Genomic DNA, 14,554 nt, shown 5'->3' with positions numbered 1-14,554 from the left:
GGCGGCGGCGCTATCCGGCGTCGACGATCGCCGCGCGCGCCTGCGCCGCGATCGCCTTGCGGCCGCCCGCCGCGGCAGGATCGAAGGGGGTCAGCAGGCGGAGCGTCACCGCGAAGCGGCCGCGCCGCCGCAGCACGCGCAGCGCGTGGGCGAGTCCGGGCTCCTCGCCGACCCAGGCGAGGTCCGCCGCCTCGCCGTAATCGATGCGGATCGGCTGGACGACGACCCCCGGCGGCGGCGGGTCGAGCGCGGCGAGCAGCGCCGCCTTGAACGGCAGCAACGTCGTGCCGTCGCCGGTGGTGCCTTCGGGAAAGAGCGTCACCGGCTGACCGGTAGCGATTGCCGCGCGCAATCGGTCGATCTGCGCGGTGACCTGCAAGCGGTCCTCGCGCGTCACGAAGATCGTCCGGTTGAGCGTGCACAGCCAGCCGACCAGCGGCACGCCGCGCAATTCCCCCTTGGCGACGAAGGCGCTGCCGGTGGCGCCGGCGATCGCGAGGATGTCGATCCAGCTGAGATGGTTGCTCAGGAAGACGACGTTCCCCGCGCAGGGTGTGCCGAGGACGCGGACACGCGCGCCGACGATATGCGCGACGGCGGCGAGGAAGCGCCGCGGCCACGGCGAGGGCCGGCGCAGCAGCCGCCAGAGGCCATGCAGCAGTAGACCGCCCGGCAGGGCGACCAGCAATGCGGCGACGCGATAGCCGAGGCGCAGGTTGGCGATCATCCGGACGCGCCGCGTCGCGCGGCGTTACACCTTGCGATCGAGGCTGACGCCGTACAATTCCATGCGGTGATCGACGAGGCGGAAGCCGAGCTTCTCGGCGATCGCCTTCTGCAATTGCTCGAGTTCGGGGTCGACGAATTCGATCACCTTGCCGGTCTCGACGTCGATGAGATGATCGTGATGCGCCTCGGGCGAGGGTTCGTAGCGGGCGCGGCCGTCGCCGAAGTCATGGCGATCGAGGATGCCCGCCTCCTCGAACAAGCGCACGGTGCGATAGACGGTGGCGATCGAAATACCCGGATCGATCGCCGAGGCGCGCTCATACACCTTCTCGACATCGGGATGGTCTTCGGCTTCGGACAGCACGCGGGCGATCACGCGGCGCTGTTCGGTGATGCGCAGGCCCTTCTGGTTGCACAGGGCTTCGAGATCGATCTTGCGAGGCATGCTGCTCATGTAGTCCAGCCGGCTTGTTGCGAAAAGCGAAACCGACTCGCAATAGCCCCGCTCGGACGATTTTGCGTCACACCGCGCGGCGGTAGGTGTGCGCGTCGAACGCCTGGCCGGTCTTGCCGCGGTAATAATGCCGCCGTTCGCCGACCTTGGCGAAACCCTGTTCGACGTAGAGCCGGACCGCCTCGTTATTCTCGCGCACTTCGAGGTGGAGGTCGGCGATGCCGGTCATCTGCGCCTCGGCGATGACGCCGCGCAGCAGCGCGCGGCCGATGCCGCGGCGGCGGAAGGCGGGGTCGACCGCGAGCAGCAGCAACTCCGCCTCGTCGACGACACTGCGCACCATGGTGAAGCCGGCGGGCGCCGCATCGACATAGGCGAGCGTCAGCCGCACGCCGGGCATCGCCAGCACGCCGAGGCACTGGTTGCGCGTCCACGCCTCGCCGAAGCGCGGATCGAAGGCAGCCGTCATCAGCGCATCGACGAGGCCGACGTCGCGCGCATCGCCGCTGCGCAGGGTCACCTGCCGCGTCGCCATCAGGGGGTGATCCCGCCGGGCAGCTTGGCATCGGGCGCGCGGCCGTAGAGCGGGCGCGGCGGCAGCGCGGTGAGGGCGGGCGGCAGCAGCACGGCGTCGGCCGCGTCCGGCAGCGCCGGCTGGCCGTCGCACTCTGGCGCGACCTGTTGCAGCCAGCGCAGGCCATTGCCGACCGGCCAGCGCCCGGCGAGCGCGGCGATCGCCGCCTCCGGCTTGCGTGAGGCGAGCGCATCCAGGGCGACCGGGCCGGGCGCGAACGACTGGACGAACACCTCGCCATGGCCGCCTTCGAGCATCGCGGCGATCTCGCCGTCATGGCCGGCGGCGAAGGCGGCGGCGGCGATCAGCGCGAGGCTCGAATAGCCGCTGACGCCCGCATCCCAGCCGAGCGCGAGGCCGCGCGCCGCGGCGATGCCGACACGCAGGCCGGTGAAGCTGCCCGGGCCGACATCGACCAGGATGTGCCCGGCGCGGCCGCCGTCGGGCAGCGCGGCGATCATCGGCAGCAGCTGTTCGGCATGGCCGCGGCCGACCTCACGATGCGTCGCGGCGATGACCACGCCCGCCTCGATCAGCGCCACCGAACAGGCGGCGGTGGCGGTATCGATGACGAGGGTGCGAGGGGCAGGGGAGTCGATCATGTTTCGAACGCTTTGCGACGAGTCGTGGCGCGCGACAAGCGTCGGATGCGGGGGTGGCAATGGCACCGCGTAAGCCGCCGGCAGGATGTCAGCCCCCTCCGCCCCGGACCTTCCACGCGGGCAAATCCCGAGGGGAAGGCGGACGGTTCAGCGGCAGCGGACGTCGGGGATCACGAATGCCGCTTACGCGATCGTGTTGAACCGCCCGAAGCCCGGCCGCGGCAGGCGCTCGTGCAGGGTGGCGGGATCGCCATAGCCGAGCGTGGAAATGAAGTTGCTGCGGACGCTGGGCTGGTCGGCGAAGAACGCCTTGTCGACCGCGCCCTGATCGAAGCCGGACATCGGCCCGGTGTCGAGTCCCAGCGCCCGCGCCGCGATGATGAAATAGGCGCCCTGCAACGTCGAATTGCGCGCCGCCGACGCGGTGCGCAATTCGGTATTGCCGTCGAACCACGCCTTGGCGTCCACGTGCGGGAAGAGCTCGGGCAGGGTCTCGTGGAAGTCGACGTCCATGCCGATGATGACGCTGACCGGCGCGGCGCGGACCTTGGCCTGGTTGGCATCGGAACAGGCGGCGGCGAGCTTCGCCTTGGCCTCGTCGCTGACACACCAGACGAGCCGGGCGGGCAGCTGGTTGGCGCTGGTCGGCCCCCATTTCATCAGCTCCCAGATCGCGTGGAGCTGATCCTCGCCGACCGGCCGGTCGGTATAATGGTTGAAGCTGCGCGCGGTGCGGAAGATGCGGTCGAGCGCCGAATCGGGCAGGGGATCGGACATCAGACGGCCCTCACTTCGGTGACTTCGGGAACGTAATATTTCAGCAATTGCTCGATGCCACTCTTCAGCGTCGCGCTCGACGAGGGGCAGCCGGCGCAGGCGCCCTGCATGCGCAGATAGACCTTGCCCTTGTCGAAGCCGCGATAGACGATGTCGCCGCCGTCGTTCGCCACCGCCGGGCGGACGCGGGTGTCGATCAGCTCGCGGATCTGCGCAACGATATCGGCATCGGCGGGGTCGTCGGACAGCGCCTCCTCGTCGGCGGGCACGCTGAAGCCGGCGCTGCCCTGGCGGAACAGCGGCATGTTGGCGGCGAAATGATCGAGCAGGATGGCGAGCACGTCCGGCTTGAGCTCGGTCCAGGCGACGCCCGGCGCGGCGGTGACCGAGACGAAGTCGCGGCCGAAGAACACGCCGGTGACGTCGCCGAGCGCGAACAGCATCTCGGCGAGCGGGCTCGCCTCCGCCTCCTCGGGCGTCGCGAAATCGCGCGTGCCGGCATCCATGACGATGCGGCCGGGCAGGAATTTGAGCGTCGCCGGGTTGGGCGTGGTTTCGGTCTCGATCAGCATGGCTGCCATGTGGCGCGTGGCGCGCGGGGGATCAAGCGCTGCCCGGGAAAGCGATTGTTTCCACCCTAGATCTCGAGCTGTTTGATCGAGGCGTTCCATTTGGCGATATTGCCGCGCGCCTCCTGGACGAAGGCGGAGCGGCGCACCGCGCCGAGGAACAGGTCGGCGATCCACTTGCCCGGATTGCGCAACGGCCGCGCGAACTGGACGAGCAGCACCACGCGCGTCGCCGCACTGTCGTTCCACACCTCGTGATCGTAGGTGTCGTCGAACACCAGGGTCTCGCCCTCCGCCCAGCGCACGACGCGGTCGCCGACGCGCATGCGGACGTCGCCGTCGCGCGGCACGAACAGGCCGAGGTGACAGGTGATCAGCCCCTTGGTGACGCCGCGGTGTGCCGGGATATGCGTGCCCGGCGCGAGGATCGAGAAGAAGGCGCTGTTGAGCCCCGGTACGCGCGAGACGATCGCCTGCGTCGCCGGGCAGCGCGCCAGATTGTCCTCGATCGGATAGCCATAGCCCCACAGGAAGAAGGAGCGCCACTTGCCGACCTCGGCGATCGCACGGTGATCGGGCGAGATCGTCGCGAGGCTGGGCGCATCGGCGCCGCGCAGCGCGACCGACTCGGCCTCGTCGCGGATCGTCTGCCACTGGTCGCGCAGCTGTGCGGTCCAGCCGAAATGGCGGACGTCGAGCACCGGATCGTTGGCGACGAGCGAGGAACCGGCGATCATCCGGTCGAACAGCCCGCGTAAGTGCCGGCCGATGCGGATGACGAGCGGCCGGCGGGCCGTCGCCTTGCGCGGCTTGCCCGAGTTCCGCCACATTGCCGGCGCCGCGTCGTTCCTGCTTACCGTCATCGTCCAACCATCATCCGAATCGCGCCGCAGGGACGCCGCATCGTTCGTCGGGCGCGATCCGCCCGGCTCCCCTCAGCCACCGGGCTATTGCCCGGCTGGGGCGAAATCATGACGGAAGTGAGGAGGATACGGACGCGCTGGCGGCGCCGCACGGCACCCGCTACAAGCGTCGCCTATGGCGTTTCTTTCCCGCGCATTCGCGCCCGTACTCGTTCTCGCCCTCGCATCGGCCACCGTTGCCCAGGTCCGCACCGCGCCCGCCGCGGCGCCCGCGCCGACGGTCAAGGTCGACACGACGCCCTGGCTCTACAAAGGCAGCGACCTGCCGCACGATCCCAATTGGTCGTTCGGCACCCTTCCCAACGGCTTGCGCTATGCGGTCCGCAAGAACGGCGTGCCGCCCGGGCAGGTATCGATCCGTGTCCGCATCGACGCGGGGTCGCTGTACGAGAAGGACAGCGAGCGCGGCTATGCGCATTTCATCGAGCATCTCTCGTTCCGCGGCTCCGAATATGTCCCCGACGGCGAGGCGAAGCGGGTGTGGCAGCGGTTCGGCGCGACCTTCGGCTCGGACAGCAACGCCTCGACCACGCCGACGCAGACGCTCTACAAGCTCGACCTGCCCTCGGCGACCGACGCCACGGTCGACGAGAGCATCAAGATCCTGTCCGGGATGATGGCCGCGCCGACGCTGACCGATGCGGCGGTGTCGGCGGAACGGCCGATCGTGCTCGCCGAACGGCGGGAGCAGCCGGGACCGCAGGTCAAGCTGCAGGATGCGATGAACTGGCTGTTCTTCGCCGGCCAGCCGCTCGCCGACCGTTCGCCGATCGGCACGGTCGAGACGCTCGACGCGGCGAACGGCGCGAGCATCAAGGCTTTCCACGATCGCTGGTATCGGCCGGAGCGCGCGGTCGTCATCATCTCGGGCGACATGGACCCGGCCAAGCTCGGCGCGATGGTGACGCGCCATTTCGCCGGCTGGAAGGGCAATGGCCCCAATCCCGCCGACCCCGATTTCGGCAAGCCCGATCCCAGCCAGCCGACCTCGGCGACGATGGTCGAACCCGGCCTGCCGCCGCTGGTGATGATGGGGGTGGTGCGCCCCTGGCATTACAATGACGATACCAAGATCTTCAACCAGAAGCGGATGGTCGACACGATCGCCGCCAAGGTGATCAGCCGCCGGCTCGAACGGCGCGCGCGGGCGGGGGCGAGCTTCGTCCAGGCGGGCGTCGATCTCGACGACCGGTCGCGTTCGGCGAACATGACGTCGGTCTTGATCCTGCCGGTCGGCGACCAGTGGGAACAGGCGCTGAAGGACGTACGCGCGGTGATCGCCGACGCGCAGAACAGCCCGCCGACCCAGGCGGAGATCGACCGCGAATATGCCGATTACGAGGTCGCGATCCGCAACGGCGTTGAGACCGCGCGGGTCGAGGCGAGCGCCAAACAGGCCGACGACATGGCCGGCGCGCTCGACATCCGCGAGACGGTGACCGCGCCCGAGAACAGCTATGCGATCCTCACCGACGCCAAGCAGAAGGGCATGTTCAATCCCGCCGCGGTGCTCGCCTCGTCCAAGAAGCTGTTCGAGGGCGATGCGACGCGCGCGCTCGTCAACACCCGCACCGCGGAGAAGGGGACGGCGGAGAAGCTCGCCGCCGCGCTCAAGGCGGACGTGTCGGCGCTGACGATCAAGCGCACCAACCAGGCGGCGGTCGATTTCAGCAAGCTGCCTGCGCTCGGTGCGCCGGGCGTGGTCGCGGCGCGCGGGCCGCTGTCCGGCCTGCCGGCGGAGAAGGTGGTGTTCGCCAATGGCGTGAGGATGCTGCTCTTCCCCAATCCCGACGATACCGGGCGCGTCTTCATCCGGGTGCGGTTCGGCAGCGGCTATAACGCGCTGCCCGCCAACCGGCCGAGCCCCGCCTGGGCGGGGGATCTGGCGCTGATGGAAAGCGGCATCGGCACGCTCGGGCAGGACGATCTCGACCAGCTCACCGCGGGGCGGCAGCTCGGGCTCGACTTCGGCATCGACGAGGATGCGTTTTCGATCGCCGCGCTGAGCAGTCCCAAGGATTATGCCGACGAACTGACGCTGATCGCCGCCAAGCTGGCGCATCCGCGCTGGGACCCGGCGCCGGTGACGCGCGCCAAATCGGCGGCGCTGACCGCGATTCCCGGTTATGATTCCTCGGCGGACGGCGTGCTGTCGCGCGATCTCGAAGGATTGCTCCATGCCGGCGATCCGCGCTGGGCGACGCCCGACGCCAAGGCGGTCGAGGCGTTGACCCCCAAGGCGTTCGAGGCCTTCTGGGCGCCGCTGCTCGCCAGCGGGCCGATCGAGGTCGATGTGTTCGGCGACGTCAAGTCGGAAGAGGCGGTTGCGGCGGTGGCGAAGAGCCTCGGCGCGATCCCGCCGCGTGCCGCGCCGTCGGCGGCGGTGCCGCCGGTGCGCTTCCCCGCGCATGTCGCCACGCCGGTGCTGCGCTATCACAATGGCCCCGACAATCAGGCGAGCGCGGTGATCGCCTGGCCGACCGGTTCGGGCACCGCCGATCTCGCGGAGGCGCGCCGGCTCGACGTGCTCGCGCAGGTGTTCAGCGATCGTCTGTTCGAACGGATGCGGCAGGCGGCGGGGGCGAGCTACAGCCCCGGCGTCGCGAGCAGCTGGCCCAAGGGGCTGCCCGGCGGCGGCCGGCTGATGGCGGTGAGCCAGGTCGCGCCGGCCAATGTCGCATTGTTCTTCCGCCTGTCGCGCGAGATCGCCGCCGACCTCGCCAAGACTCCGGTCAGCGCCGACGAGCTGGCGCGGGTCAAGGGACCGTTGCAGCAGGTCTATGCCCGTGCCGCGACGAGCAGCCTGTTCTGGCTCCGCGAACTGTCGGGCGGTGCCTATGACGAGCGCCGGCTGGAGGCGACGCGCCGGCTGGGCCGTGACTTCGGCGAGGTGACGCCCGAGGTGTTGCAGGCGACGGCAGCGAAATATCTGGTGCCGGCGAAGGACTGGACGTTGGCGGTGCTGCCGCGGAAGGCCGCCAAGTAAGGGCGGGCGGCGGGTTCGCGACCCGCCGCCCGCTCCCGGGATCACCCCCGATAAAGCGCGTCGAGCCGCTCGCCGTAGACGGTGCGGATGACGTGCCGGCGGATCTTGAGGCTCGGCGTCAGCTGCTCATTCTCGATCGTGAAGGGTTCGTCGGCGAGCACGAAGCGGCGGATGCGCTCGGTGACCGACAGGTCCCTGTTCACGCGTTCGACCGCATGGCCGATCGCGGTGCGATATTCGCTGTTCTCCGCGAGCCGCTCGAACTTGCAGGCGGTGCCGTTCGCCGCGCACCATTCCTGCGTCCATTCGGGGTCGGGCACGATCAGCGCGACCATATAGGGGCGGCGGTCGCCGTAGATCATCGCCTGGACGATCTCGGGCTGGAGCGTCAGCATGCCCTCGATCTTCTGCGGCGCGACATTCTCGCCCTTGTCGTTGATGATGAGGTCTTTCTTGCGATCGGTGATGGCGATGCGGCCCGCCGCGTCGATCTCGCCGATGTCGCCGGTGTGGAGCCAGCCGTCGCGCAGCACGCGCGCCGTCTCCGCCTCGTTGCGCCAATAGCCGTGCATCACCAGCTCGCCGCGCACCAGGATCTCGCCGTCGGGGGCGATCCGCACCTCGGTATCGGCGAGCGGCGGACCGACCGAATCCATGCGGATGCCGACCTTGGGCCGGTTGCACGAGATCACCGGCGCCGCCTCGGTCTGGCCATAGCCCTGCAGGAAGGTGACGCCCAGCGACTGGAAGAACAGCCCGACCTCCGGATTGAGCGGCGCGCCGCCCGACACCATCGCCTTCATCCGCCCGCCGAACCGTTTGGCGATCTTGGGCTTGAACAGGGTGCGGACCAGCAATTGCGCCGGCCGGTCGGCGAGGCGCAGGCCGCCCGCATTCTCGCGCGCGCCGAGTTCGAGCGCTTTCGCGAGCAGATAGGCCGCCATGCCGCCCTGTTTCTCGATCGCCTTGCTGATCCGCGTCCGCAGCACCTCGAACAATCGCGGCACGACGAACATGATCGTCGGCCGCACCTCCTCGATATTGGCGGCGAGCTTGTCGAGGCCTTCGGCGTAATAGATCTGCCCGCCGAGCGCGATCGGGAAATGCTGGCCGCCGGTATGCTCATAGGCGTGGCTGAGCGGCAGGAAGGACAGGAATACCTCGTCCTCCCAGCCGAAATCCTCGGCGATCAGCGCGGCGCAGCCCTTGGCGTTGTGCAGGATCGCGCCGTGATGCTGCATCACCCCGCGCGGCGCGCCGCCGGTGCCGCTGGTGTAGATGATGCAGGCGAGATCGTCGCGGCGGAAGGTCGCGCGCGCCGCGGCATCGGCGGGGTCGGTCGGATGGTCGGCGATCAGCCGGTGCCAGTCGTGGAAGTCGATCCCCGACGGCGCACGCATCGGATCGATGCCGATCACCGTCTGCCCCTGGTTCGAGCGGAGCACCGCGGTGAGCACGGTCTTCGCCAGCTTGTCGGTCGACACGATAACGCCGCAGGCGCCCGAATCGGTGATGATATGCGCGTGATCGCGCTCGGTATTGGTGATGTAGGTCGGCACGGTGATGCAGCCGGCCGCCATGATCGCGAGATCGCTGATACACCATTCGGGGCGGTTCTCGCTGACCAGCATCACCCGGTCCCCCGGCTTCATCCCCGCTGCGGTCAGCCCCGCGGCGAGGCTGGCGACTTGCCGCGCCGCCTCGGCCCAGCTCGTCGCGACCCAGACGCCGTCGCGCTTGGCCCAGAGGAAGGGGGCGTCGCCCTTCTCCTTCGCCCGTGTGAAGAACATCGTGACGAGGTTGGGAAAATGCTCGAGGCTGCGCATGATCTCTCCTGTCGCGCCGGTCTTGCGCCGGCGACGGTTATTCGGACGGGCGGTTGGCGACCGGCGCGGCGCGGGTGGGATCGCTGACGCGGCCGTCCTCGCCGATCGCGACGCCTTCGCTGCGCGGATCGGCGGCGCCGACCCAGCGCCCGCCGACCCATTCGATCGCATTGGCCTTGAGCCCCATCGGCGCGACCTCGGTCCGCTCGCCGAGCGCGGCGAGCGCGGGTTGCAGCGTGGCGGCGGCGGTGCCGGTCTCCAGCGTCGCGACCGGACCGGGCGCGTAGACGAGGCCGAGCGCGATCGCCTCCTGCGCGGACAGGTGCCAGTCGAGCACGCCGACCAGCGCCTTGGCGATCTGCGCGATGATCGTCGATCCGCCCGCCGCTCCGATCGCCAGCCGCACCTTGCCGCTGGCGTCGTAGACGATCGTCGGCGCCATCGAACTGCGCGGCCGCTTGCCGCCCTCGACGCGATTGGCGACGAGATAGCCGGCGTCGACCGGCACGATATCGAAATCGGTCAGCTCGTTGTTGAGCACCGTGCCGTCGATGACCAGCCCCGATCCGAACGGCCCCTCGACCGTCGTCGTCACCTCGACGACGTTGCCGGCGCGATCGGCGACGGCGAGATCGGTGGTGCCGGCGACCTCGCTGACCGGCGCCGGCGTGCGCGGCGGCGCGCCGCGCGGCGTGCCGGCGGTGACGGTGGCGAGCGTCCGGTCGGGGGCGATCAGCGCGGAGCGCGCGGCGAGATAGGCGGGATCGAGCAGCCCGGCGACCGGCACGCGGACGAAATCGGGGTCGCCGACGTAGAGGTTGCGATCGGCATAAGCGAGGCGCGAGCTTTCCGCGAACAGGTGCCAGGCGACCGGCGAGTCCTTGCCGAGCCGGGACATGTCGAACCGTTCGAGCTGCTTGAGGATCATCAGCACGGTGATGCCGCCCGACGACGGCGGTCCCATGCCGCAAATCCGGTAGCTGCGGTACGGCACGCAGACCTCGGGACGCGGCTTGGCGTCGTAGCTGGCGAGATCGCCGGTGGTCATCTGCGACGGGTTGCGCGCCGCGCCGTTGACCGCCGCGACGAGCTTGGCGGCCTGTGGCCCGACGTAGAAGCTGTCGGGTCCATGCGCCGCGATACGGGTGAGCAGCGCCGCCTGCGCCGGATTGCGGACGATGCCGTCGGCGCCGACGGCGAAGGTCGCGCGTGCCTCCGGCGTCAGATGGCCGCCGTAGGAGGCGACCGAATTGGTGAAGCGCGGGCTGGCGCGGAAACCGTCGCGCGCCAGCCGGATCGCCGGCTGGAACAGCCGCGCCCAGGGCAGCTTGCCCGACTGGCGATGCGCCAGCGCCATGCCGCGCAGCGCGCCCGGCACGCCGACGCTGCGTCCGCCCGGCACCGCATCGGCATGGCTGAGCGGCACGCCGTCCGGTCCGTAGAACCAGCGCGGCTTCGCCGCGGCAGGCGCGGCCTCGCGCGCGTCGATCGTCGTGACCCGGCCGGTGCGGGCGGCGTGGCTGACCCAGAAGCTGCCCCCGCCGATGCCGGAGCTCTGCGGCTCGACGACGTTGAGCGCGAGCATCGTCGCGATCGCCGCGTCGGTGGCGCTGCCGCCCGCCTTGAGGATCTCGACACCGGCGGCGGCGGCGCGCGGATCGGCGGCGCTGACCATGCCGGCTGCCGGGGCCGACGCGGGGGTCTTGGCCAACGCCGGTGCGCTGGCGGCGGCGAGCAAGAGGGCGATCAGGGTCTTCATCGCGGCAAAGCCTAGCGGCTGGTCCGGGGAGGGCAAGCGTTAGCCCGCCGCGGCGGCGACATCGGCGAAGCCGTCGCGGGCGAGCAGGTGGTCGAGATCGCGCAGGATCGTCCGCGCCAGCCCCGGTCCGTGATAGACCAGCGCCGAATAGAGCTGCACCAGCCGCGCGCCGGCGCGGATGCGCGCATAGGCCTCGGCACCGCTGTCGATCCCGCCCGCGGCGATCAGCGCGATGTTGCCGCCGGTCGCGCTGCGCAGGTCGACGAGCCGCTGGCGGGCGAGCGGCGCGAGCGGCGCACCCGACAGGCCGCCGCTCTCGCCGGCGTGCGGCGCCCGCAGCGGCGGACGCGAGATGGTGGTGTTGCCGAGGATGATCGCGTCGAGCCGATGGCCGATCGCGGCGCGGGCGATGCCGTCGAGCGCGGCGGCGTCGAGATCGGGGGCGATCTTGAGGAACAGCGGCGTCGCCCCCCGCGCCGCGGTGCAGGCGGCGAGCAGATCGTCGAGCGCCGCACCATGCTGCAGATCGCGCAGGCCCGGCGTGTTGGGCGAGGAGATATTGATCGTCACATAGTCGGCGATCGGCGCGGCGGCGGTGACGCCGGCGACATAATCGGCGATCCGATCGGCGGCATCCTTGTTGGCGCCGACGTTGATGCCGAGCCGCCCGGCGCCTCGCGAGGCGGTGCGGGCGCGCGCCAGTCCCGCTTCGAGGCCGCCGTTGTTGAAGCCCATGCGGTTGATCACCGCGCGATCGGCGACCAGCCGGAACAAGCGCGGGCGGGGATTGCCCGCCTGCGCCACCGGGGTGAGCGTGCCGATCTCGACTGCGCCGAAGCCGAAGCCGAACAGTCCGTCGATCGCCACCCCGTCCTTGTCGAGCCCCGCCGCGACGCCGAGCGGATTGGCGAAGGCGAGCCCGCCGATGCGGGTGGCGAGCCGCGGGCTGTGCCGCGGGGCGGGGAAGGGCAGCTTCGCCCGCACCGCCAGCGCCTTGAGCGTCAATGCATGCGCCCGTTCGGCATCGAGGGCGAAGAGCAGCGGGCGGAGGGCATAGGACATGCTGCGCCCATCGCATTGCGCGCGGCGGAAATCAAAGCTGGCGCGCGCCGCGCGGATGGTGGCCCGGCGGACACGGCGCAAACCTCAGCATTGTGTCTCCCGCCGATATTGGCGGGTGGCGGACCCGCTGGCGCCAATGGCTGGATCGCAGGGGTTCGCGTGGCTGTATCCCCGTCTTCGCGGGGATACAGAAGGAGAGAATGACAGGTGCGGAAGGTCGGACCAGCGTCGGATAACCCGTCTCCCCGCTTGACCCGGCCGCGCAAAACCCTATCTGGCAATCGGATCGAATTGATCCGATTTGCGAGACATTCGCAACAAACCGTTCGGAGCCGATGCGACTTTCCAGCCTTGCCGACTATGCGGTCGTGATGATGTCTGCCGCCGCGCGCCATTGCGGCGGCGTGGCGCGGCTCAACGCGACGGTGCTCGCCGAGGAGACCGGCGTGCCGCTGCCGACCGCACAGAAGCTGGTCAGCCGCCTTTCGTCGGCCGGCCTGATCGAAAGCACGCGCGGCACGGGCGGCGGGTTCCGGCTGGCCCGGCCGGCGGCGGCGATCAGCCTTGCCGACATCATCGAGGCGGTCGAGGGACCGATCCAGATGACCGCCTGCGTCGAGGGCAATCGCCACGAATGCGGGCTGGAGGGCAATTGTCTCGTCCGACCGCATTGGAGCATCGTCAACGAAGCGGTGCGCGGCGCGCTCGCCAACGTCACGCTCGCACGGCTTGCCCGTGCGCCGATCCACGATCCGATCCCAGACCCCATTCCCGCTCCGTTGAGCGAACAGGTGTAATCATGGCGACCAAGAACGCAGAGGCCTATGCGGCCGTCTCCAAGACCTACGAATGGGGCTTCACGTCCGATATCGAACAGGACTTCGCCCCCAAGGGGCTGAGCGAGGACACGGTCCGCTACATCAGCGCCAAGAAGAACGAGCCCGAATGGATGCTCGACTGGCGTCTGAAGGCGTTCCGGCTGTGGCAGACGATGGAGGCGCCGGATTGGGCGAAGCTCAACGTGCCGCCGATCGACTATCAGGACGCCTATTATTACGCCGAGCCCAAGGCGAAGCCGAAGCTCGGCAGCCTCGACGAGGTCGATCCCGAGATCCTGCGCGTCTACGAGAAGCTCGGCATCCCGCTCGAGGAGCAGAAGATGCTCGCCGGGGTCGAGGACGGCAGCGCGCCCAAGCGCCGCGTCGCGGTCGATGCGGTGTTCGACAGCGTCTCGGTCGCCACCACCTTCCGCAAGGAGCTGGAGGCGGCGGGCGTCATCTTCCGCTCGATCAGCGAGGCGATCCGCGAATATCCCGATCTGGTCCGCAAGTGGCTGGGCAAGGTGGTGCCGCAGCGCGACAATTACTTCGCGACGCTCAACTCGGCGGTCTTCAGCGACGGTACCTTCGTCTACATTCCGGAGGGCGTGCGCTGCCCGATGGAGCTGTCGACCTATTTCCGCATCAACGCGGAGAATACCGGCCAGTTCGAGCGGACGCTGATCGTCGCCGACAAGGGCGCCTACGTCTCCTACCTCGAAGGCTGCACCGCGCCGATGCGCGACGAGAACCAGCTGCACGCCGCGGTCGTCGAACTGGTCGCGCTCGACGATGCCGAGATCAAATATTCGACCGTCCAGAACTGGTATCCCGGCGACGAGAACGGCGTCGGCGGCATCTACAATTTCGTCACCAAGCGCGCGCTCTGCCAGGGCAGGAACAGCAAGGTGTCGTGGACGCAGGTCGAAACCGGCAGCGCGATCACCTGGAAATATCCGAGCTGCGTGCTCGCCGGCGAGAACAGCGTCGGCGAATTCTATTCGGTGGCGGTGACCAACAACCGTCAGCAGGCGGATACCGGCACCAAGATGATCCACCTCGGCAAGGGCTCGCGTTCGACGATCGTGTCGAAGGGGATTTCGGCGGGGCGGTCGGACAATACCTATCGCGGGCTGGTCCGCGTCGGTCCGACCGCGGAGAATGTCCGCAACTTCACGCAGTGCGATTCGCTGCTGCTCGGCGATCAGTGCGGCGCGCATACCGTGCCCTATATCGAGGTGAAGAACCCCTCGGCGCAGATCGAGCATGAGGCGACGACGTCGAAGATCAGCGAGGACCAGCTCTTCTATGCGATGTCGCGCGGGCTCGACCAGGAAGCCGCGGTGGCGCTGATCGTCAACGGCTTCGCGCGCGAGGTCTTGCAGCAGCTGCCGATGGAATTCGCGGTCGAGGCGCAGAAGCTGCTCGGGATCAGCCTCGAGGGTAGTGTCGGTTAAGGAACAAGCTCCGCCTCC

At 69.4% G+C, this 14,554-nt stretch carries 13 protein-coding genes; 3 read left to right on the top strand and 10 right to left on the bottom strand.

Annotated features, from left to right (window positions below; translation table 11 throughout):
* Positions 1–10 precede the first annotated feature (10 nt).
* From BW41_RS11685 to BW41_RS11655, 7 genes are all read right to left on the bottom strand, one after another.
* A complete protein-coding gene (locus BW41_RS11685) occupies positions 11–727 on the bottom strand; it encodes a lysophospholipid acyltransferase family protein (protein ID WP_037534597.1) in 717 nt (238 codons plus the stop codon).
* A gap of 24 nt (positions 728–751) precedes the next feature.
* Complete coding sequence (locus BW41_RS11680; RefSeq protein ID WP_037534772.1) at positions 752–1,174, bottom strand: Fur family transcriptional regulator; 423 nt, start codon at positions 1,172–1,174, stop codon at positions 752–754.
* 76 nt (positions 1,175–1,250) lie between these two features.
* A complete protein-coding gene (locus BW41_RS11675) occupies positions 1,251–1,718 on the bottom strand; it encodes a GNAT family N-acetyltransferase (RefSeq protein WP_037534595.1) in 468 nt (155 codons plus the stop codon).
* Entirely contained in the window at positions 1,718–2,359 is a 642-nt protein-coding gene (tsaB, locus tag BW41_RS11670; RefSeq protein WP_037534593.1) for a tRNA (adenosine(37)-N6)-threonylcarbamoyltransferase complex dimerization subunit type 1 TsaB, read from the bottom strand. The genes BW41_RS11675 and tsaB overlap by 1 nt, the downstream gene beginning before the upstream one ends.
* Positions 2,360–2,542: 183 nt before the next feature.
* Positions 2,543–3,136, bottom strand: coding sequence for a malonic semialdehyde reductase (locus tag BW41_RS11665; RefSeq protein WP_037534591.1), 594 nt, complete (start codon positions 3,134–3,136; stop codon positions 2,543–2,545).
* Positions 3,136–3,708: a NifU family protein gene (locus BW41_RS11660; RefSeq protein ID WP_037534589.1), complete on the bottom strand. Its 573-nt coding sequence runs from the start codon at positions 3,706–3,708 to the stop codon at positions 3,136–3,138. Before BW41_RS11660 ends, BW41_RS11665 begins: the two co-directional genes overlap by 1 nt.
* A gap of 65 nt (positions 3,709–3,773) precedes the next feature.
* On the bottom strand, positions 3,774–4,568 hold the full coding sequence (locus BW41_RS11655) for an aspartyl/asparaginyl beta-hydroxylase domain-containing protein (RefSeq protein ID WP_037534587.1): 795 nt from the start codon (positions 4,566–4,568) through the stop codon (positions 3,774–3,776).
* A gap of 175 nt (positions 4,569–4,743) precedes the next feature.
* Between BW41_RS11655 and BW41_RS11650 the strand changes: the two genes are divergently transcribed.
* Positions 4,744–7,614 carry a M16 family metallopeptidase gene (locus BW41_RS11650; protein ID WP_037534585.1) on the top strand — a complete coding sequence of 957 codons (2,871 nt, stop codon included), beginning with the start codon at positions 4,744–4,746 and terminating at the stop codon, positions 7,612–7,614.
* A gap of 41 nt (positions 7,615–7,655) precedes the next feature.
* Here BW41_RS11650 and BW41_RS11645 read toward each other — a convergent pair whose 3' ends face one another.
* Genes BW41_RS11645 through BW41_RS11635 form a run of 3 tightly spaced genes read right to left on the bottom strand, consistent with a single transcriptional unit; the run spans position 7,656 to position 12,261 of the window.
* Complete coding sequence (locus BW41_RS11645; RefSeq protein ID WP_037534583.1) at positions 7,656–9,440, bottom strand: AMP-dependent synthetase/ligase; 1,785 nt, start codon at positions 9,438–9,440, stop codon at positions 7,656–7,658.
* 37 nt (positions 9,441–9,477) lie between these two features.
* Positions 9,478–11,199 (bottom strand): gamma-glutamyltransferase, encoded by a 1,722-nt coding sequence (gene ggt / locus BW41_RS11640; protein WP_200870409.1) that lies wholly within the window; start codon positions 11,197–11,199, stop codon positions 9,478–9,480.
* 39 nt (positions 11,200–11,238) lie between these two features.
* A complete protein-coding gene (locus tag BW41_RS11635; protein ID WP_037534770.1) occupies positions 11,239–12,261 on the bottom strand; it encodes a quinone-dependent dihydroorotate dehydrogenase in 1,023 nt (340 codons plus the stop codon).
* 335 nt (positions 12,262–12,596) lie between these two features.
* On the opposite strand from BW41_RS11635, the gene BW41_RS11630 reads away from it, so the two are divergent.
* Positions 12,597–13,058 carry an SUF system Fe-S cluster assembly regulator gene (locus tag BW41_RS11630; RefSeq protein ID WP_051583454.1) on the top strand — a complete coding sequence of 154 codons (462 nt, stop codon included), beginning with the start codon at positions 12,597–12,599 and terminating at the stop codon, positions 13,056–13,058.
* Positions 13,059–13,060: 2 nt separating this feature from the next.
* Positions 13,061–14,536 (top strand): Fe-S cluster assembly protein SufB, encoded by a 1,476-nt coding sequence (gene sufB / locus BW41_RS11625; RefSeq protein ID WP_037534581.1) that lies wholly within the window; start codon positions 13,061–13,063, stop codon positions 14,534–14,536.
* The last annotated feature ends 18 nt before the right edge of the window (positions 14,537–14,554 follow it).

Origin of the sequence: Sphingomonas sp. RIT328 (assembly GCF_000632225.1) — a bacterium.
GTDB lineage: Bacteria > Pseudomonadota > Alphaproteobacteria > Sphingomonadales > Sphingomonadaceae > Sphingomonas > Sphingomonas kyungheensis.
Note: the sequence above shows the minus strand (reverse complement) of the source record. Positions and strands in the feature narration are given on the sequence as shown.

What these genes read in the sequence shown, in the direction of transcription:
- BW41_RS11675 (WP_037534595.1), bottom strand. Translation starts at nt 1,718, where the DNA reads ATGGCGACGCGGCAGGTGACCCTGCGCAGCGGCGATGCGCGCGACGTC.
- BW41_RS11680 (WP_037534772.1), bottom strand. Translation starts at nt 1,174, where the DNA reads ATGCCTCGCAAGATCGATCTCGAAGCCCTGTGCAACCAGAAGGGCCTG.
- BW41_RS11635 (WP_037534770.1), bottom strand. Translation starts at nt 12,261, where the DNA reads ATGTCCTATGCCCTCCGCCCGCTGCTCTTCGCCCTCGATGCCGAACGG.
- BW41_RS11685 (WP_037534597.1), bottom strand. Translation starts at nt 727, where the DNA reads ATGATCGCCAACCTGCGCCTCGGCTATCGCGTCGCCGCATTGCTGGTC.
- BW41_RS11650 (WP_037534585.1), top strand. Translation starts at nt 4,744, where the DNA reads ATGGCGTTTCTTTCCCGCGCATTCGCGCCCGTACTCGTTCTCGCCCTC.
- BW41_RS11665 (WP_037534591.1), bottom strand. Translation starts at nt 3,136, where the DNA reads ATGTCCGATCCCCTGCCCGATTCGGCGCTCGACCGCATCTTCCGCACC.
- BW41_RS11660 (WP_037534589.1), bottom strand. Translation starts at nt 3,708, where the DNA reads ATGCTGATCGAGACCGAAACCACGCCCAACCCGGCGACGCTCAAATTC.
- tsaB (WP_037534593.1), bottom strand. Translation starts at nt 2,359, where the DNA reads ATGATCGACTCCCCTGCCCCTCGCACCCTCGTCATCGATACCGCCACC.
- BW41_RS11645 (WP_037534583.1), bottom strand. Translation starts at nt 9,440, where the DNA reads ATGCGCAGCCTCGAGCATTTTCCCAACCTCGTCACGATGTTCTTCACA.
- BW41_RS11630 (WP_051583454.1), top strand. Translation starts at nt 12,597, where the DNA reads ATGCGACTTTCCAGCCTTGCCGACTATGCGGTCGTGATGATGTCTGCC.
- sufB (WP_037534581.1), top strand. Translation starts at nt 13,061, where the DNA reads ATGGCGACCAAGAACGCAGAGGCCTATGCGGCCGTCTCCAAGACCTAC.
- BW41_RS11655 (WP_037534587.1), bottom strand. Translation starts at nt 4,568, where the DNA reads ATGACGGTAAGCAGGAACGACGCGGCGCCGGCAATGTGGCGGAACTCG.
- ggt (WP_200870409.1), bottom strand. Translation starts at nt 11,199, where the DNA reads ATGAAGACCCTGATCGCCCTCTTGCTCGCCGCCGCCAGCGCACCGGCG.